General features: G+C 68.9%; 19 protein-coding genes. 6 read left to right on the forward strand and 13 right to left on the reverse strand.

The genetic code is table 11. The annotated features are described in order from the left end of the window. Positions 1-71: 71 nt before the first annotated feature. Positions 72-284 carry a hypothetical protein gene (locus ON21_RS14950; protein WP_051020818.1) on the reverse strand — a complete coding sequence of 71 codons (213 nt, stop codon included), beginning with the start codon at positions 282-284 and terminating at the stop codon, positions 72-74. A 134-nt stretch (positions 285-418) separates the two neighbouring features. Here ON21_RS14950 and ON21_RS14955 point away from each other — a divergent pair, with 134 nt between their 5' ends. Then, positions 419-1318: a MurR/RpiR family transcriptional regulator gene (locus tag ON21_RS14955; protein ID WP_039798519.1), complete on the forward strand. Its 900-nt coding sequence runs from the start codon at positions 419-421 to the stop codon at positions 1316-1318. 15 nt (positions 1319-1333) lie between these two features. Here ON21_RS14955 and ON21_RS14960 read toward each other — a convergent pair whose 3' ends face one another. Continuing rightward, positions 1334-2728: an amino acid permease gene (locus ON21_RS14960; protein ID WP_245562609.1), complete on the reverse strand. Its 1395-nt coding sequence runs from the start codon at positions 2726-2728 to the stop codon at positions 1334-1336. Between the two features lie 109 nt (positions 2729-2837). On the opposite strand from ON21_RS14960, the gene ON21_RS14965 reads away from it, so the two are divergent. Genes ON21_RS14965 through ON21_RS14975 form a run of 3 tightly spaced genes read left to right on the forward strand, consistent with a single transcriptional unit; the run spans position 2838 to position 6610 of the window. Continuing rightward, positions 2838-3665: an enoyl-CoA hydratase/isomerase family protein gene (locus ON21_RS14965; protein WP_218004089.1), complete on the forward strand. Its 828-nt coding sequence runs from the start codon at positions 2838-2840 to the stop codon at positions 3663-3665. Position 3666: 1 nt separating this feature from the next. Further along, entirely contained in the window at positions 3667-5817 is a 2151-nt protein-coding gene (locus ON21_RS14970; protein ID WP_039798520.1) for an acetate--CoA ligase family protein, read from the forward strand. Continuing rightward, positions 5810-6610 carry a crotonase/enoyl-CoA hydratase family protein gene (locus ON21_RS14975; RefSeq protein WP_039798521.1) on the forward strand — a complete coding sequence of 267 codons (801 nt, stop codon included), beginning with the start codon at positions 5810-5812 and terminating at the stop codon, positions 6608-6610. Before ON21_RS14970 ends, ON21_RS14975 begins: the two co-directional genes overlap by 8 nt. A gap of 23 nt (positions 6611-6633) precedes the next feature. Here ON21_RS14975 and ON21_RS14980 read toward each other — a convergent pair whose 3' ends face one another. The 3 genes from ON21_RS14980 to ON21_RS14990 all read right to left on the reverse strand — a co-directional run bounded on the left by ON21_RS14980 (position 6634) and on the right by ON21_RS14990 (position 9468). After that, positions 6634-7665 (reverse strand): NAD(P)-dependent alcohol dehydrogenase, encoded by a 1032-nt coding sequence (locus ON21_RS14980; RefSeq protein WP_218004090.1) that lies wholly within the window; start codon positions 7663-7665, stop codon positions 6634-6636. A 154-nt stretch (positions 7666-7819) separates the two neighbouring features. Continuing rightward, a complete protein-coding gene (locus ON21_RS14985) occupies positions 7820-8500 on the reverse strand; it encodes a response regulator (RefSeq protein ID WP_039798536.1) in 681 nt (226 codons plus the stop codon). Continuing rightward, positions 8497-9468, reverse strand: a complete 972-nt coding sequence (locus ON21_RS14990) for a sensor histidine kinase (protein ID WP_245562610.1) — start codon at positions 9466-9468, stop codon at positions 8497-8499. Before ON21_RS14990 ends, ON21_RS14985 begins: the two co-directional genes overlap by 4 nt. A gap of 324 nt (positions 9469-9792) precedes the next feature. Between ON21_RS14990 and ON21_RS14995 the strand changes: the two genes are divergently transcribed. Next, a complete protein-coding gene (locus ON21_RS14995; protein WP_039798524.1) occupies positions 9793-10437 on the forward strand; it encodes a dihydrofolate reductase family protein in 645 nt (214 codons plus the stop codon). A gap of 51 nt (positions 10438-10488) precedes the next feature. Here ON21_RS14995 and ON21_RS15000 read toward each other — a convergent pair whose 3' ends face one another. The 8 genes from ON21_RS15000 to ON21_RS15035 form a co-directional block, all read right to left on the reverse strand. Further along, positions 10489-11001 carry a Dps family protein gene (locus tag ON21_RS15000; RefSeq protein WP_039798525.1) on the reverse strand — a complete coding sequence of 171 codons (513 nt, stop codon included), beginning with the start codon at positions 10999-11001 and terminating at the stop codon, positions 10489-10491. A 97-nt stretch (positions 11002-11098) separates the two neighbouring features. Beyond that, on the reverse strand, positions 11099-12001 hold the full coding sequence (locus ON21_RS15005) for an aromatic prenyltransferase (protein WP_039798526.1): 903 nt from the start codon (positions 11999-12001) through the stop codon (positions 11099-11101). A gap of 62 nt (positions 12002-12063) precedes the next feature. After that, a complete protein-coding gene (locus tag ON21_RS39445; protein WP_039798527.1) occupies positions 12064-12324 on the reverse strand; it encodes a hypothetical protein in 261 nt (86 codons plus the stop codon). A 3-nt stretch (positions 12325-12327) separates the two neighbouring features. Beyond that, on the reverse strand, positions 12328-13539 hold the full coding sequence (locus tag ON21_RS15015) for a Dyp-type peroxidase (RefSeq protein WP_039798528.1): 1212 nt from the start codon (positions 13537-13539) through the stop codon (positions 12328-12330). Then, positions 13532-14104 carry a copper chaperone PCu(A)C gene (locus ON21_RS15020; RefSeq protein WP_051020819.1) on the reverse strand — a complete coding sequence of 191 codons (573 nt, stop codon included), beginning with the start codon at positions 14102-14104 and terminating at the stop codon, positions 13532-13534. The genes ON21_RS15015 and ON21_RS15020 overlap by 8 nt, the downstream gene beginning before the upstream one ends. Before the next feature lie 379 nt (positions 14105-14483). Then, a complete protein-coding gene (locus ON21_RS15025) occupies positions 14484-15008 on the reverse strand; it encodes a hypothetical protein (RefSeq protein WP_039798529.1) in 525 nt (174 codons plus the stop codon). A 322-nt stretch (positions 15009-15330) separates the two neighbouring features. Further along, a complete protein-coding gene (locus tag ON21_RS15030) occupies positions 15331-16044 on the reverse strand; it encodes an endonuclease/exonuclease/phosphatase family protein (RefSeq protein ID WP_039798530.1) in 714 nt (237 codons plus the stop codon). Between the two features lie 65 nt (positions 16045-16109). After that, positions 16110-16739, reverse strand: coding sequence for a TetR/AcrR family transcriptional regulator (locus ON21_RS15035; RefSeq protein ID WP_051020820.1), 630 nt, complete (start codon positions 16737-16739; stop codon positions 16110-16112). A 118-nt stretch (positions 16740-16857) separates the two neighbouring features. On the opposite strand from ON21_RS15035, the gene ON21_RS15040 reads away from it, so the two are divergent. Continuing rightward, positions 16858-17994 (forward strand): alpha/beta hydrolase, encoded by a 1137-nt coding sequence (locus ON21_RS15040; RefSeq protein WP_039798531.1) that lies wholly within the window; start codon positions 16858-16860, stop codon positions 17992-17994. The last annotated feature ends 165 nt before the right edge of the window (positions 17995-18159 follow it).

Below are 18159 nucleotides of genomic sequence, written 5' to 3' on the forward strand. Positions count from 1 at the left end.
GCGAAATCCGGGCTGAGCCGGGCGGGCAGCAGCGCCGGGGTGCCCGTCGAGTCACACCACGAAAGCTTCGATCAGGCAGTTGTTCTCGGCGCTTCGCTCGGCCGGGCGCCGGCGCAGAGTCGCAGATCCTCCAATGGTGCGGGCAGATCCGGGACGAGGTCGAAGTAGGTCACGTCGACCATGTCACCGGTCCGGGGATTGCGCCAGGTCGTTTTGTCGATCTGCCGCGGATCGGCGGTGTCGAACGAGAGGGGCACCGACTCGGCGTATCCCGCAGTCCGCACACCGGATCGTCCAGCTGATGGCTCGGCGGCCACCCCGGTCGGGACGCCGACTCGGTCGTCGGAGTCGAAGGGGCGACCGAGCCGGTCGGATAGATTGGGGACGAATTCGTGGTCGACCTGGTGGAGGAGGCGCAGTGGGCGCGAATGCGGAGTCGGCGACGGGTCCGGCGACGTTCGACCAGCTGGTCACCGAGATCCGCGCCAGGTGGGGTTCGCTGTCGGCCTCGCACAAGAAGCTGGCCGAGCGCGTGCTGTCGGACCCGGAGGCGGTGGCCTTCATGACCGTGTCCGACCTGGCGAGCGCGGTCGCGGTCAACGAGGCCACCGTGGTGCGGTTCGCGAACGGTCTCGGACTCAAGGGGTATCCCGGGTTGACCCGCCTCTGCCAGGAGCGGCTGCAGGAGCAGGCGCAGTTGCTGCGGCGTTTCGAGAACCTCGAGCACGTGGTGGAGCAGGGCGCGGGTGTGCGGGAGAGCCAGGTGGTGCTGGACCAAGCGAACATCGCGCGCTCCTTCGCGAGTATCGCGGACGCCACTTGGGATGCGGTCGCCGCGCAGCTGGCGCGCGCGCCGCGAGTGCACGTGATGGGTCTGCGCAAATGTCACGCTCCGGCTTATCTGCTGGGCTACCTGCTCGGTTTGCTGCGTGAGGACGTGGTGACCGTGACGGGGGCCAAGGGATCACTGACCGACGAGCTGCGTCGGGTTCGCGCGGGGGACTGCTTCGTAGCCATATCGATCCATCGCTACAGCCTGGACACCGTCCGCGCGGCGCAGTGGGCACGCCGACGTGGCGCGCACGTCGTGGCCATGACCGACACCCCGGTCTCGCCGCTGGCGGTGGCGGCGCACGAGACCTTCTACGTCGAGGCGTCGAGTGCGAGCGTGCTGCGTTCGATGACCGCCTTCACGTCGATCGTCCAAGCGCTGTCCAGTGCGGTGGCCCATCTGCTCGGCCACGAGGTTCGCGAGACATTGTTGGCGGAGGAGAGACTGCTCGACGAATTCGGCGTTTACGCCGCCGACGATCTCTGATTCCCTCTGCCGCTGCTATTTCACCGGCGTCATCCCAGCACTCCGGTCGGCGCGACGCTGGTGGAGCAACCCTGCTGCCACGGCGAAGGCGGTCACCACCAGGGTCAGCGCCAGCGGCGTCCGGGTATCGGAGCCGAACACCATCCCCACCACGATGCCCAGCAACGTCACCGAGACGAGCCACGGCAGGTAAGACGCCCCCCACATCCGCACCGGTGGCGTGGCGGATTCGGCGGCGGCGCGATTGCGCCGACCGGCGATGTAGGTGGCGCAGATGCACAGGTAGACCGTCACCGCGACGGCGCCGGACGAACTGAGCAGAAAGCTGAAGACCGCTCCGGTGGGCAGGAAGTAGTTCGCGGCCACGGCCAGGAATCCGGCGCTCGCGGCGGCGAGAACCCCGGCCGCAGGCACGCCGGAACGGGTGATCCGGCCCAACGGTCGCGGTCCCTCTCCGCGTTGGGCCAGGGAGAACAGCATCCGCGACGCGGAGTAGAGCCCGGAGTTCAGGCACGACAGCACCGCGGTGAGCACGATGATGTTCATGATGGTCCGGGCGCCGGGGATGCCCAGCAGATTCAGCACCGCGGTGTACGGACTTTCGGTGATCTCGGCGCTGTCCCACGGCAACAGTGTCACCACGACCAGTATCGAGCCCACGTAGAAGATCAGAATGCGCCCGGCGACGCTGCGCATGCTCGCGCGCACGGCCTCGACCGGGTCGGCCGCCTCACCCGCGGCGATCGTCACCAGTTCGGTGCCGAAGTAGGAGAAGAAGACCGTCAGCGACGCGGCCAGCAGGGCAGTGCCTCCGTTGGGCAACAGGCCGCCTCTGTCCAGCAAGTTCGTCGTGCCCGGCGCGGCGTAGTGCGGGAACGCGCCGCAGATCGCGGCGATGCCGATGCCGATGAAGGCGACGATCGCGGCGACCTTGATCAGGGCGAACCAGAACTCGAAACGCGCGAACGAACTCACCGCGGCCAGATTGACTCCGGTCAGGGCGCTCAGGAACAGCAGCGCGAACGCCCAGGTGGGCACCGCGGGTAAGAGCTGGTTGGCGATCGCGCCACCGGCGATGGCCTCGAAGGCGACCGTCACGCACCAGTGGTAGCTGTACACCCAGCCGACCGACAGCCCGGCCCATGGCCCGAGTTCGCGGGAGGCGTAGCTCGAGAACGAACCGGTTTCCGGACTGGCCGTGGCCAATTCGGCCAGCATGCGCATCACCAGGATCACGACCAGGCCGGTGAGCAGGTAGGCCAGAACGATGCCCGGCCCGGCGGCGGCGATCGCGGTGCCGCTGCCGACGAACAAGCCCGCGCCGATGACACCGCCGATGCCGATCATCGTGAGCTGACGAGTGTTGATGCTGTGCTTCAGGTTTCCCGCATGAGGGATTGCGGTGGGCACGATGCCTCCCAAGGACCGTGGGCTGTGACCCGGGTAACTGATGGTCGGTCATGCAACACCTCCAGAACTCCCGCATGCAAATCGATTTGCATCCATTACTGGGAATGCAATGTTTCATGGCATAGTCTGGGTCCTCGACCCCGAGCAGGAGGAAGTGAGCGAGATGTCCACGGTGCTGGTGAACAGATCCGGTCCGATCGCGACGCTGACGCTGAATCGCCCGGAGCGGCTCAACGCGGTCAGCGAAGAACTCTATGAAGCGTTGATCGGCCACCTGGTCGTCGCCGATTCCGATCCGGCGGTGCGCTGCGTGATACTCCATGGGGCAGGCCGCGCGTTCTGCGCGGGCGCGGACCTGAAAGCGCATCGCTCCGGCACACGGACGCCGACCGAGCAAGCCCACTACCTCGATCTCGCGCAGCGGGCATGCGAGCAGATCCAGCGCATGGACACGCCGGTGATCGCCGCCGTCGCGGGCTACGCGCTCGGCGCGGGCGCCGAATTGGCCGTGAGCGCGGACTTTCTCCTCATGGCCGAGGACGCGCAGATCGGCTTTCCCGAAGTGAGCATCGGGACATTCGTCGGCGGCGGAGTCACCTATCGGCTGCCCCGGCTGATCGGTTTGCGCCGAGCCACCGATCTGCTGGTCCTCGGCGAGCGATGCACGGGTACACGAGCTTTCGACTGGGGCCTGGCCTACGCGTCGGTTCCCGGCGACATCCTTCTCGACACGGCGCGTGGCCTCGCCGAATCGCTGGCGGCCAAAGCGCCGTTGCCGCTGGCGCGGATGAAGGCAGCGCTGCGCCGCGACGATCCCCTCGACGTCGCCCTCGCCGCCGAGCCGCGCCACATCCTCGAGTTGATGGCGACCCGGGACTGGGCAGAGGGCGTCGCGGCCTTCGCCGAACGCCGTACCCCCGTCTTCGAAGGGAAGTGACGTGACCGCACTCGACGCCCCGGCCCGGACCCAGCTCGAACGGCTGCTCGACCCCCGCTCCATCGTGGTGGTCGGCGCGTCCGCCGACCCGGCGAAGCGCGGTCACCAGGCCATCCGCGCCCTGCGGGAGGCGGGCTACGCCTACCCCGTCTACCCGGTCAATCCGAATACCCGGCAGATCCTCGGCCTCGATGTCCACGCGTCGATCGATCAGGTTCCCGAGGGCGCCGACGTCGCGTTGATCGCCGTGCCGGCAGCCGCTGTGCCGGGTGCGCTGCGTGAGTGCGCGGCCGCGGGCATCGCCGGAGCGGTGGTGCTGGCCAACGGCTTCGGCGAGATCGGGGAGGACGGCGCCGCTCTCGCCGCCGCGCTGACCGCGGCGATCGACGAGACGGGGATCCGGGTGATCGGTCCGAACACCTCCGGCCTGCTCAACCTGACCTCCGGTGCGAATCTCGTCGGCCTGCACGATGTTCCGCGCGGACCGATCAGTGTCATCACGCAGAGCGGGAACATGCTGCTGTCGTTGGTGAACGACGACCGTGCCGCGAAAGGTCCCGGCTTCCACGCCTATGTGGGATTGGGCAATCAAGCCGACGTCCGCTACGACGAATGCCTTGTCGAACTCGCCCGTCATCCGGAAACCGGCGTTGTGGCGATCCATGCCGAGGGATTCGCCGATGGGCGAGCGTTCCTCGTGGCCGCCGCTCGCACGGTGCCGGACACGCCGGTCGCGCTGCTCCGCGGGGGGCGTTCGGAGGGCGGCCGCCGTGCGGCGGCCTCGCACACCGGCTCGATCGCGGGCTCGGACGCCGTCGCGACCGCCGTACTGCGCCAAGCCGGGGTGGAATTGGTCGACCGTTCCGACGAACTGGCTGTCGTCGCGGGAGCGCTCGCCACCTGCGCTCCCATAGTTCACGGCCGCACTGTCGCCATCCTCAGCGATGGCGGCGGTCATGCCGCGCTGGCCTCGGACGCCCTGGCCGCGCAGGGCATCGAATCGGCGCGGTTGAGCGAGCGAACCCGGCGACAGTTGCGGCAACTGCTCGGAGACGCCGCCGCGGTGTCCGGTCCGGTCGACCTGGCAGGCGCCGCCGACGCCGACCCGATGGTCTTCGCCGAAGCCGCCGAGATCCTCATGCGCGACCCCGCGGTGGGTCTCGTGCTGATCATCGGCCTGTACGGCGGCTACCATCTCCGGTTCGACGCGGGGTTGCGCGACACCGAAGACGCCGCCGCGGGCGCCTTGCTGGCGCTCTCCGCGGAATACGATGTGCCACTTCTGATCCAGAGTTGCTATGCCGGTCTGGACATCGCCAACCACGACCGGCTACGGGCGGGCGGCGTACCGGTGCTCGGCTCGATCGAGCACGCCGTACGGGTGGTCGCCGCCTTGCAACGGCGTGGCCGCGTACCGGTCGAGCGTGCGCAACGCTCCTCGCTGCTGCTGCCGCCACCGGCCGCGCCCATCCCTGGCTCGGGCATGCTCGACGAGCCGACCGCGCGGCAGGTGCTGGCGAATGCGGGAGTCGACGTCGGGCCGTGGGCCTTCGTCCGCAGCGTCGATGCGGTCGGCCCGGCCGTCGCCGCGTTCGGGCGACCGTGCGCGGTGAAAGTCGTCTCCGGGCAGGTGAGCCACAAATCCGACGTCGGAGGGGTCAGGCTGGGTGTTGTGGCCGCCACCGCGACCGAGCATGCCCAAGCCGTCATCGACTCGGTCACCACGCACGCGCCCGACGCCCGCATCGACGGCATGATCGTGACTCCGATGGCCGACGCCGGAGTGGAACTGCTCGTCGGCGCGACGCGGGATCCGATCTTCGGGCCCGTGCTGGCGTTCGGCACCGGCGGCGTGCTGGTCGAGGCGGTCCGGGACGTCACCTTCCGAGCGGTGCCGCTCACCGAACTGGAAGCCCGCGAGATGATCGAGGAGACCATCGCTGCTCGCATGCTCGACGGTTACCGGCATCTTCCCGCGGTCGATCGCGGAAGCCTCGCCCGGTTCCTCGTCCGTGTCGGCGATTTCGTCGCCGCGCACCCGGAGATTTCCGAACTCGATCTGAACCCAGTGATCGCCTCGGAGTCCGGGATCACACCGGTCGACGTGCGGATCGTGTTGGCCGAGGGACTCTCCGGAGATCGTGATGAATGACCCGATCCTGATCGAACGGACCGGAGACGTGGTCGTGTGGACCTTGAACGATCCGCAAGCCCGCAATCCGATCTCCGGAGCCGACACCATCGGTGCCCTCGAAGACGCAGTGGCGGCGGCCAATCGAGACCCAGGTCTGCGGGCGGCGATCCTCACCGGTGCGGGCTCGGCGTTCTCCTCCGGCGGCAACGTCAAGCACATGCGCGAGCGGACCGGGATGTTCGGCGGCGCACCGGCACAGCTACGCCAGGCATACCGGCACGGCATTCAGCGCATACCGAAAGCTCTGTACCACTGCGAGATACCGACCATCGCCGCGGTCAACGGCCCGGCCGTCGGCGCGGGTTTGGATCTGGCGCTGATGTGCGACATGCGCGTCGCCGCCGGGACGGCGGTGTTCGCCGAGAGTTTCGTCAAGGTCGGGCTCGTCCCCGGTGACGGCGGCGCCTGGCTGCTGCCGAGGGCGATCGGCATGGCCAGGGCCTGTGAGATGGCCTTCACCGGCGAGCCGATCGATGCGAACACCGCACTCGATTGGGGACTGGTCTGCGAGGTGGTCGAGCCCGGCGCCCTCTTGGACGCGGCCCACCGGCTCGCCGCCCGGGTGTGCGCCAATCCGCCCCACGTACTGCGGATGACCAAGCGGCTGCTGCGCGAAGGAATCCACCAGAGCTTGGAAAGTTCGCTCGAACTCTCGGCCGCGATGCAGGCCGCCGCGCACCACACGGAGGACCACCACGAGGCCGTCGCGGCCATGCTGGAGCGCAGAGCTCCCGAGTTCACAGGTCGCTGAGGCGGCTGTCCCGCGTCGGCGACCTAGGCGGTGATGACGATCTTGCCCCTGGCGTGGTGCCCGAGCATGTGGGCGACCGCATGGGCGGCTTCTTCCAAGGGATAGGCGTTTTCGATGATCACCTTGACCGCGCCGGACACCAAGAGTGCGGCGAGATCGTCGAGATTGTCCTGGTCGGGGAGGCAGGTGACGGTTCGGACATCGGTCGAGCCCCAACTCATCGTCTTCGCTCGGGCGATCCTCGGCAGACTCCCGAAAAACCCTCCGGCGTTTCCGATGCTGTTGGGGATGAGTATGCCGGTGGGGGTCAGCAGGCGGGCTGTCGCCGAGGGCGGATGGTTCAAAACGTTGTCGAGGATCACGTCGTAGCGTTGTGCGCCGCGGGTGAAGTCCTCCCGGGTGTAGTCGATGATGTGGTCGGCGCCCAACGACTGCACGAACTCGACATTGCGGGTGCTGCACACCCCGGTGACCTGGGCGCCGAGCGTCTTGGCGATCTGCACCGCGAGTGTTCCGACACCGCCCGAGGCTCCGTTGATCAGCACGTGCCTGCCCGGCCCGGCTCTGCCGACGTCACGTATCGCCAGCAACGCTGTGATTCCCGACATGACCGAGGCCGCGGCCTCTTGGAACGACAGCTCGGCGGGTTTCGCGATCAGCTGGGACGCCGGCACCACCGCGAGTTCGGCGAACGTGCCTGCACGGGACTTCGGGCTGTTGTCCCACAGCGAACCGAACACCTCGTCACCGGGTCGGAAGCCGGTGACGTTCCGACCGACCGCCTCCACGGTTCCCGCGATGTCGCTTCCGCGCACCGCCGTCGCAGGCCGACGGAGTCCGAACCCCAGCCGGAGGAGATACGGAACACCGGTCACCGCGAGCCAGTCCGGGGTGTTCACGCTGGTGGCCCGCATGCGTACCAGGACGTCGTCGTCGCCGGGCGTCGGGCGGGGGATGTCGTCGGGTGCGAGTACCTGATCCGGCAGGCCGTAGCCGCGTTGGATGATCGCCTTCATCGTGTTGGCGGGTGTGGTCGCGTTCGTCGATGTCGACATGGGTTTCCTCCTCGGACGGTCACGCCGTGCCGCGAGCGGCGTGGCTATGGGGCCATCCTGGCGAACAGGCCGATTCGCCACATCGGACGAGCGGTCGGATCTGTGTCGGCCGATAGGCGGGTGGGGCGGTAATACTTTCGGCCGAAGTGCTCCGTCAGCGCTCTACACGGTCGGTCTCGTATGCCCAGATGACCAGTTCCACTCGGTTGCGCGCGCCGAGTTTGGCCATGAGGCTCGCGATGTGGGTCTTGACCGTGCTGAGACCGATGTGCAGCTCCGCGGCGATTTCGTTGTTGGTTCGTCCCCGGGCCACGGTGGCCAGTACCTGCTCTTCGCGCTCGGTGAGTTCCATGGCAGGACGGATCGGCGGTGCGGCACGTCCGGTGCCGGCGAAGGCGGTGAGCAGACGTGCGGTGACACTCGGGGCGATGAGCGCGTCGCCGCGTGCGGCGGCATGGACGGCCTGCGCGAGCATCGCGGGCCCGGCCTCTTTCAGCAGGAATCCGCGTGCGCCGGCCCGCAGCGCCGCGTACACGTGCTCATCGAGGTCGAAGGTGGTGATGACGACCACGGCGAGGGGGTCGTCGACGGTCGGCCCGGCGAGCCTGCGGGTGGCCTCGATGCCGTCGACGCCGGGCATACGGATATCGAGCAGGCACACGTCGGGGCGGAGATCGCGGGCGAGCCGGACGGCCTGTTCCCCGTCCGCGGCCGCACCGACGACTTCGATACCCGGTTGGGCGTCGAGGATCATCACCAGTCCGGTGCGGACGATCTCCTGGTCGTCGGCGACGACCACCCGGATATTCGACGTCGCCGGCTCGGGCGCGGTCATGTCGCCGCGCCCGCGCGGGGCAGCACCGCCGTCACGGTCCACCCTCGGCCGGAGTTCGGCCCGGCTTCGCAACGGCCGCCGAGTAGACGGGCGCGCTCGGCCATGCCGGCAAGCCCGTAACCCGGGGATCCGGCCGGGCGTGCGGGACCGCCGTCGCCGTCGTCGCGCACGAGCAGTCGTACCGCTGTGTCGTCGGTGGTGACCCGCACCTCGACGCGGGTGGCGTGCCGGGCGTGCCGCACGGCGTTGGTGATCGACTCCTGAGCCAAGCGGTAGATCGCGGTACCGACCGTCGTGGGCAGATCGCTGACATCACCACTGATCTCCACCTCGACGGACGGACCGTTGCCGGTGGGTCCGGCGAGCCGGGCCAAGTCGGTGATGGGACTGGGTGAGCGGTCTGCTTCGTCGTCGGGCCGGTCTCGGCGGAGCACGCGCACGATCGCGCGCATTTCGGCGAGCGTGCGCGCGGCCTCGGCCTCGATCACGCGCAGCGCCTCGACGGCGGCGCCGGGCGCGGATTCCGCGGTCACCAGACCGGCCTGAGCGCGAATCGCGATCGCCGACACATGGTGTGCGACGGTATCGTGCAGATCGCGGGCCAGTCGTTCGCGTTCGACCAGCTTGACCTGATCGAGCTCACGGGCCTTCGCCCGCGCCCGGTACCGGAACGCCAAGCCCAGCGCGACGGCCGCGAACAGCACGAGGAACGCCCCGGCGGCGTCGGCGGCGTGCAGGCCACCGGTCAGCATCGCGATGCCCGCGCTCGGGAAGACGATCGCCGATCCGAGCACGATGTCGCGCCCGGACCCCCACCGATACAACGCGTACGGCAGCAACAGCATCGCCCCCATGGTGGCGATGTCGGACTGATCGCCACCCAGCAGCACCGTCGCCGAGGTCGAGCCGATGAAGGCGATGCCGATCATCAGCAGCGGCCGGTTCCGGCGCCACAACAGTGTGGGCATGATCGCGACCGCGACAGGTATCCACACGAACCTGTGCGAAATGCCCGGTCGGACCGAGCCTTCGAGAATCACGAGCGCCGTGAAGGTTCCAGTCAGCGCCCAGTCACGCCAGGACCGCCGCGAAGGGTCGGACGCGCGGGGCTCGTTCCACACCGAGCGGAGCAGGTCGTGCACGCCTCAATGATCGCCCGTGGGCGACGGGAACGGAACCGGCGGTGGCAGGCGAACGCATTCCATGCCCGGTGGCCGCGTAACTGGTTGCAATAGGGGATCGGTGCGGATAGATTCCATCTGCTTGCAATATGCAATCAGATAGGGGTGTCAATGGCGCAGATGGTCCGCGTGCACAACTTCAATGTGTCGAGCGACGGCTACGGTGCAGGGGAGGGGCAAAGTCTCGATCATCCCTTCGGGCACGCCGATCCGGGGCCACTGTGGTCCTGGGCGGGCGCCACCGCGCACTGGCCCAATCGCACCGATCCGGGTGGCAGCTACGGCCTCGACGACTACTTCACCCGCGACTACCGCAACAACATCGGCGCCGAGATCATGGGACGCAACAAGTTCGGACCGCAGCGCGGCCCCTGGGAGAACTACGACTGGCAAGGGTGGTGGGGAGACGAACCCCCGTTTCGTACGCCGGTATTCGTCCTCACTCATTATCCGCGACCCTCGATCACGCTGGGCGCCACCACATTCCACTTCCTCGACGCGACTCCCGAGGAGGCGCTGCTGCGGGCATTCGATGCCGCCGAGGGCCGGGATGTGCGAATCGGCGGCGGTGTCGCCACCGTGCGGGAATTCCTCGCCGCCGATCTCATCGACACTATGCATATCGCGGTGGCGCCGGTCGAAATCGGTCGCGGCGAAAGACTCTGGACGAGCCCCGGCGAACTTGTCGACCGCTTTCACCTGGAGCGGATCCCGAGTCCGAGCGGCGTGACGCATCACGTCTTCTGGCGACGGTGACCGGCCGGACCCGCCGCGGACGGGTAGCGTCTGCGGCGGGTCGAGTCGCGACTAGACCTTGCGGTTCTCGGACTTGATCATCCACGCCAGTTTCTCCAGCGAAGCGGTGATCTGGTGCAGCAGATCACTGGTGCTGGGGTCCTCGGCGTCCACCGCGTCGTGCACCGCGCGGATGGTGTCGATCGCCGCGTAGGTCCGGGTGGTGATCAGATCGACGACGTCTGTGGAGTTCACCTCTTGCGCGGGGAACGGCGGGAGGCTGGTCGTCACGGCGACGGTGTCGGACCTTCCGTCCGGGACCGCGTCGAGTGCTCGCATCCGCTCGGCGATGATGTCGCTGCCCTCCCTGGCCGCGTCGACGAGTTCGTCGAGCTGCAAGTGGAGATCACGGAAGTTGGCTCCGACGACGTTCCAGTGCGCCTGCTTGCCTTGCAGGTGCAGCTCGACGAGATCGACGAGGACGCGCTGCAGGTCGGCGGCGAGCCGGGGAGAGCCGGTGAAATTGCGGACCTCGTCGGCGAGGCGACGATTGGTTCGCTGCTGGGTCTGGTGTGCCGTGGTCATGGTCGCACTCCTTTCGGATCTTCATGGAGTACAACACCGGCTTTATTGGAACCATTCCAGATTTATCTGTTGGCTGGCTCACTGTGAGTATGCGGGGCTATCTCGCTCGCGGCGCAGCGCCGCCGCCAGGAATGGCGGCATGGTGGACTGTCGTGTACTCGGCCTGCACCTTGTAGTACCGCGATCGCGGACCGTAGGCGGCGTAGAGGGTGAAGCCGCGTGGCCCTTCGAAGGCGCGCGGCGCCCCGTCGACGAAACGGGTCAGCACCGGATCGAGGTCGCGAGGGAAATTCGATTCCTGATAGCGCTGCGGGAAGCAGATGCGTCGCATGCGCGGCGACGTCCAGGAGAAGGTGCGGTAGACGTTGAACGTGTCGTCGAACAGCGCCAGTTCGTCGTCGGTGGCCGCCACGAAATCCAGATCGGCCAGGATCGTGGCGATGTCCTCGGAGGTGATCGCACCGGGCGGCAGCACCTGGGAGTACAAGTTCATGGTGCGACCGGCGAAATCGACCGCGAGAATCCCGACCTTGCCGCCGTAGCGGGTCAAGTGCTCGGCATGCGAGTGCGCCGCGTCCGGCATGCCGGGGAACGCCAGCATCCGCTCGACATCGAGTACATCGGCGAAGAACAGCCACACCTTCTGCACGCCGCCGGTGAGGGACAGGTCCACGGCCGATCCTGCCGGGATCTCGGCGCAGACCTCCGCCAGCAATCGCTCCATGGGATGTCCGGTGAAGGTGATCAGTCCCGCGTCCCGCAGCGTCTCGATCAGGTGAGCCGGCGGACCCGAGTGCTGCACCCGTGCGTTGACCTCACGCTCGGGGACCGGATGGGTCGTGGTGCGCACACCGACCACCGAGCCGGTCCACAGATCGGCGAGGGCCTTCAGCGCCGGATCCACCACCGCGGGGTCGTAACCCGCTTCGGCCAAGCGCGCGAATTCCCGCAGATCCCGGCGCAGCCGGTCGAGCGTGACAGTGGCCGATGTGCTGCTCATGTGTCAACCTCGAATACTCTCACCGCTGGGTGAGAAGCCAAGTCCACCAACAGAACGACTCGTCACGATAGCCGCGCGAACCGTCCGGCCGCTATGCGGATGCGACGTTCCTCCGCGGATCGTCGGAAGGGTCCGTCGACCGCGACGCCGCGTCCGGTCGGTTCGGCGGCGGCTTCCTCGATGTCGGTGAGGATCAGGTGCAGGCCGTGCGGTGTCCCGGGTACGGCGGTGGTGACGATGTTCGTTCGAGGGTGGTCAGTGGGCTGTCCGGGCCGGCTGCTCGACTGCGGCGGGGTGTCCGGCGCCGCACGGGCGCCGGACACCTCTCACGCCTCGAACAGCGACTGCCCGAGATAGCCGCCCGGTGCGGCGACCCCGGGCGGGATCGCGAACACCGCGGAACCGACGGGCGTCGTCCACACATTGAGGGCGTCGAATTCCGCGAGCCGGCGCTGGACCGGAAGGAACTGGGTGTCCACGTCCCGCTGATAGGCGGCGAACAACAGACCCGAGTTGGAGGTCGCGCCCGGCGTCGGCGCGTCGTCGTAGTTGTAACTGCGACGCAGGAAACGCTCACCGTCATGGGTGTGATGAGCGCGCGCGATGTGTGACGACGGTGGGATGACCGGTATCCCGTTCGCGTCGACGGCCGTGAAGTCCGGCTCGTCGAACTCGTCGGTTCCGGTCAGCGGCGCGCCCTCGGCGATGGTGCGGCCGACGGTGAGTTCCCTTTCCTCGCGGTCGATCTGGTCCCAGGTGTCCAGCGTCATCGCGATCCGCCGCAGTACGCACGAGGTTCCGCCGCTCAGCCAGGGCTGCGCGGCCCCGTCGTCCCACACCAGACGGGTGAACTCCGGTGTGCCGGGCGCGAGGTTCACCGTGCCGTCGACCTGGCCCATCAAGTTGCGCGGTGTCCGGCCGGGTGCGGCATCACGGAATCCGCGTTGTACCCAGCGCACGGTGACCAGCGAGGTCACGCTCCGGCACAGCGTGCGAACCGCGTGCGACACCGTGGTCGCCTCCTCGGCGCACACTTGCAGCAGCAGATCGCCACCCGTCCAGGCGGATTCGAGCCGGTCGATGGCGAACGACGGCAACGGTCGCAGCCACGACGGCTTGCGCTGTTCGAGCCCCGTCGCCGTGAACACCGCGGGCCCGAAACCCACCGTGACGGTGAGTCGCGCCGGGCGTAGCGCGAGTTCGGGTTCGGTGTCCGCGAGGGCGGGCCGTCCCTCGGTCAGCCGGGCGGCGTCGCCGGTCCAGATCTTCAGCAGCCCGACGAGATCGTCGCGCCGGACACCCGGCCGCAGATCGAATGCGACGAACGCCGCGTGCGCTTGCGGGCGGGTGCCGATCCCGGCTTGGTGCGGTCCGTAGAACGGAACCGTCGCCTCCCAGGGCGATGGATCGGAGTCCCGCCGTCCGCTGCGGACGGCCGCGCCGAGCCCGACCCCGGCGACGCCTGCCGCGGCAGCCCCGCCGCCGAGCAGACGCCGCCGGTTGATCCGTGCGGGACGCGGTCGGTTCCGGTCAGGCACCGTGCGCGGGGGTCTGCGCGCCTGCGTGCGCTTCGCCGCCGGCGTGATCGGGCACGTAGTTCTCCTGGTTGCCCGCGAAGTCGCGCACCTGAGCGGTGAATGTGGTGGTCGAGCCGTCGTCGAAGGTCAGCGTGACCGACGTCTCCGACCCCGTGCGCAGGGGACCGTGCAGGTCCATGAACATGATGTGGTCGCCGCCGGGCCGCAGTTGGGTGCGGCCGTGCGCGGGAATGACGAAGCCGCCGGCCTTGGGCCGCATCGCCTTGGCGCCGTTCGCGTCGGTGACCACCTCGTGCAACTCGATCCGGCCGGAGGCGGGACTGGTGGCCGAGACGATCGTGCGCGGGGTGTCGCCGCTGTTGATCAGGTCGCCGAACGCGGCCGACATCCCGCTGTCGGCGGCCTTGACCCACTGGTCGGAGATGGTCACCGCATCGGCCGATGCGACGGTGCCGGTCTTGTCGGCCGACGAGCACGCGGTCAGGAGAAAGGGCACCGCCACGGCGGCGATCGCGCCACGCAGCAGCCGAGCGGTGCGCGGTGGAGCAAAGGTATCGACAGTCATGAAAAACTCCGTAAGTTCTCGATTTCGGTGTGGCGCGCGCCGACGAAGGCGTGGAGTAGCCGCGGGCGTCGGCCGATCCGGCGGCGGCGCCGTGCTGCCGTGGGCACGGTGCGTCCGTGTCCACCTGCGACGAGGCCGTGCCTCCGGCGTCGACGCCAGGGATCGAACGCGGAAGCCGCAGTGTGAAGTGCCGAAATTCGCGTGCTCGAATAGATTTCGTGGCATTCCGACGCTTCGGCGCGGTGTCGTCTCGCGAAACGTCGTGAAATCCATTGTCGGACGGCATTTCGGAGCCGCAGCGATAGTCCGAAGCGAATCGCGGCAGGATCGTCGAGCGCGGCCCGACGCTCCGGCGATGCTCGTCGGCGCGATAGAGAGATCAGCGCGGCGGCGGGCCGCGCAAGCCGGGGCCCGAACACAGCAGCGGACGCCGTGGCTGGGGAAGCGCATGCTCGAACGCGGGCGAGCCGATCCGCACCGGTGCGCTCGGCGCTTCTCCGAGGACGCGCACCGTGTGGCGCACCTCGGAAGCACCGCGCAGCACAGCCTGTTCGGCAGCGCGAATGAGCAGCGCGCCGAGCGGGACGGCCGCGAGATGCATGCCGAGCATGACCGAGGCTGCGCCCGCGTCGTGGTGATGAGCAGCTGACAGGGTGGACGCGACGTGCGTGACAGCTTGCGCCATCGCCAGCGTGGCCATCAACTCGCCGAGCCGGTGCCGAGGGGGTCGCGCACCAGCGAGCACGCCCACCGCCGCGCACGCGGCGATCAGCAGGGCGGTCGGCGCCGCGCCGGGTGCCATCGCGCCGCCGCCCAGCGCGTGCGCCGCGATGCTCACCGCCCCGGCCGTGGATCCGACGAACGCGCCGCGCAGCCGCGCCGCCACTACCGTCGGATGTCGCACCGGCTCATACTACTGCCTGTCGTAGCGGCTGTGGACGTGGGATCGGATGCCTGCCGGAACGTCGCGCCGAACTCGACTCGACGCACCGGCCGCCGGACGTGATCCGAATCTTCTTGCCGGGCAGCTCTTCTGCAACGGATGGCGGCGACGCGTCCGTCATTCGGCGGCATGGCCGCGGTCGCCGCCGTCTACACCGCCGGGCTAGCCGGGAATCCGGTCGTGACCCCTTGCGCAACACCCGTGGCCTTTCCGCGGAACCGAGCTCATGGCCCTTATCGCCCCGGCCGCGCGACAGGCAAGTCCGCGGACCGGGCGGCAACCCTCACACTGTGACGGTCGCGTGGACGAGATTGTGGTCGGACACCCCGCCGATGTCGTCGACCGACGCCGCGGTGACGGTCGCGCCGTGCACCACCACGTGGTCGATGTGCTGTGACTTCGTGCCCGAGGAACGCGGACGGGTGGGCAGCCCGCCTTCGACGTGTTCGGCGACCACGAACTCGTCGCCCAACGCGCTGGCGACGGTGGCGCGGTCGATGTTGAAGTCGCCCAGCAGCACCGCGGCGTCCTCCGGGGCGCTGGTGGCGAGTTCGGCCAGGCGGGTGAGCTGGTCGGTGCGCCGCCGGTCGCCGGTGACATGGGTGGCGATCACCGTCACCCCGCCGACGTCGACGACGAGGGCGCCCTTGCCGTGGTCGTGTGCGAAGGATTCGGCGGTCACCTCCCTGCTCGGCTCCGCGGTCAGCACCACGAGGTACTCACCGCCGTCGAGCAGGGAACTGGGCATGCGCCGGGGTGTCGGCAGCCGCTGATACCGCATCGCGTGGAACGTCCGGTCCGGCAGGGCCATTCGCAGACTGGCCAGTTGATCGCCGCTGACCTCCTGTAACGCGATCACCCGCTCGGTACGTTCGGCCACCCGGGCGGTGACTTCGGCGATCCGTGCGCCCTCGTCCGGCCAGCGGGTGGCGACGTCCTCGTACCAATTCTCGGCGTGGACGCGATGCAGGACGTTCCAAGTGGCGACCGTGATCACCTTCGCGATGGTATGCGAACGGGTGAAACAGGTTGCGGCGCGGGCTGCGCCGGCCCGGTGTGCGCTCAGCGGTCGCCCTCGATGTCGATGCCCTGTTGCAACGACGCGATCGCGCGATCGAGGACGCGGTGCAAGGCCGGGATCGAGTGGTCCGCGGCCATCATCCAGTGATCGAGGCCGACACCGAAGGCCGCGAAACAGGCCGCGGCCGTGAGCTGCGCTCGCAGGTCGTCGGCGGGAAGCCCGGCGCGGGCGGCGAAGTTCAGCGCCATCGCGCGCTGGCGCCCCAGTGCTCCGATGAAGTTCTCCCGGCGCAATTCCGGGTTGCCGACCAGCAGTCGCCTTGCGCGCCGGGCCGTCTCCGCTTGGCGGTTGCGCGAAGTCGCGTCCCGCTCGTCGAGCAAGAAGTCGCGCAGCGCCGCGCGCAGCGCGGTCAGCACCGATTCGCTCGCCGGGCGCCGGTCGACGGCGGCGAGCAACTGCGCCATGAGGTCTTCCTCGTGGCTGAAGACCACAGCGAGTTTCGACGGGAAATGGCGGTGGAAGGTGCGCCGGGAGACCTGGGCCGCGTCGGCGATCTGCTGCACGGTGGTCTGCTCGAACCCGTGCAGTTCGAACAGTCGCAGCGCCGCATCGACCAATTCCCGCCGCACCCGTGCCTTCTCGCGTTCGCGCGGACCGTTCACACCCGTCATGCCCCGCAGTCTCTCCTCGCGATGTCACCGCTGTTGGTGTCTCAAAGTGACACTTTAGCCGAAAGTCGGGCTACAGTGTCTCGACGAGACACCAAACCGAGAACCGAGAGGTGACGTCATGTCGGTGCGACGTGCAGGAATCACCGTGGCCGTGGCCGCATTGCTTTTCGCGGGCCCGCCGGTGGGGTCGGCCGGGGCCGACCCCACCGCGGCGGGTGCGGCTCCGGGCACGGTCGCCACCGATGAGGCGCTGCCCGAACAGCTCTGGATCGAGGGTGCGGGCGCGGCTCGCCGCCTGACGTACTGGACCAGGACCTCCGACGACCGGCCCGCGCTGGCGGGCGGCGCGATCTTCGTCCCCGCGGGGACGCCGCCGAGCGGTGGCTGGCCGGTGCTGTCCTGGGAACACGGGACGGTCGGCCTCGCCGACGAATGCGCGCCGTCGACCGCGGGCCGCAGCAAGCGCGACCTGGACTATCTGGCGACCTGGCTGCGCCAGGGCTATGCGGTCGTCGCGACCGACTACATCGGTCTGGGCACCCCGGGACCGCATGCGTACCTCGACGGCCGCGCCGAGGCGCATGCGGGAATCGACATCGTGCGCGCGGCCCGCGCCGTAGACGATTCGCTGTCGTCGAAGTGGGTGGCGATCGGGCAGTCCCAAGGTGGCGGAGCCGCGGTGTTCACCGCCTCGCTGGCCACGGCGTACGCCCCTGAACTGGATTATCGCGGCGCCGTCGCCACCGGCCCCGCGTCCAATGTCGTCGATGCCGCCTCGTTCCTCGGACCCGCCGCGCCCCCGATCGACAATTCGCACCTCACCGCCTATATCGCGTATGTGCTCAACGGATTGAAGGCGGCGCGACCGGGCTTCGATCTCGACAGCTATCTCAGCCCGGCCGGCAGGCAATTGGCGACCGCCGCCGAATCGCTGTGCTTCCAACCGCTGGCCGACCGCGCGCAAGGAATCTCGGTCGACCGGTTGTTCTCGCGGCCGCTCGCCGACGGCGATTTCGTCGCCACGGCCCGCCCGGTCATGGACGTTCCGCTCACCGGCTACGACCGGCCGCTGTTCATCGGGCAGGGTACCAACGACACCGACGTCCCCGCTCCGCTGACCGCGAAGCTGGTCGCCGATCTGGAATCGCACGGCATCCGGCCCGAGGTCCACGTGTATCCGGGCAAGGATCACAGCGCCACCATGGCCGCTTCACTGGCCGACAGCATTCCGTTCGTCGCGCGCCTGTTCGCCTGACCCGGGGCCGGGCCGCGCCGCGCCGCTCAGGCGCGCGCGGCCACGGGCTCGGGCTCGGCTTCCGGAAGCGTCGCGGTGGGCTTGCGAACCGGAATGGCCAGTGCGATCAGCGCCGCGAGCACCGCGACACCACAACCGATCAGCAACCCGGTCCGGAAACCGGCC

The sequence above is a fragment of the Nocardia araoensis NBRC 100135 genome (assembly GCF_000308435.1).
GTDB lineage: Bacteria > Actinomycetota > Actinomycetes > Mycobacteriales > Mycobacteriaceae > Nocardia > Nocardia araoensis.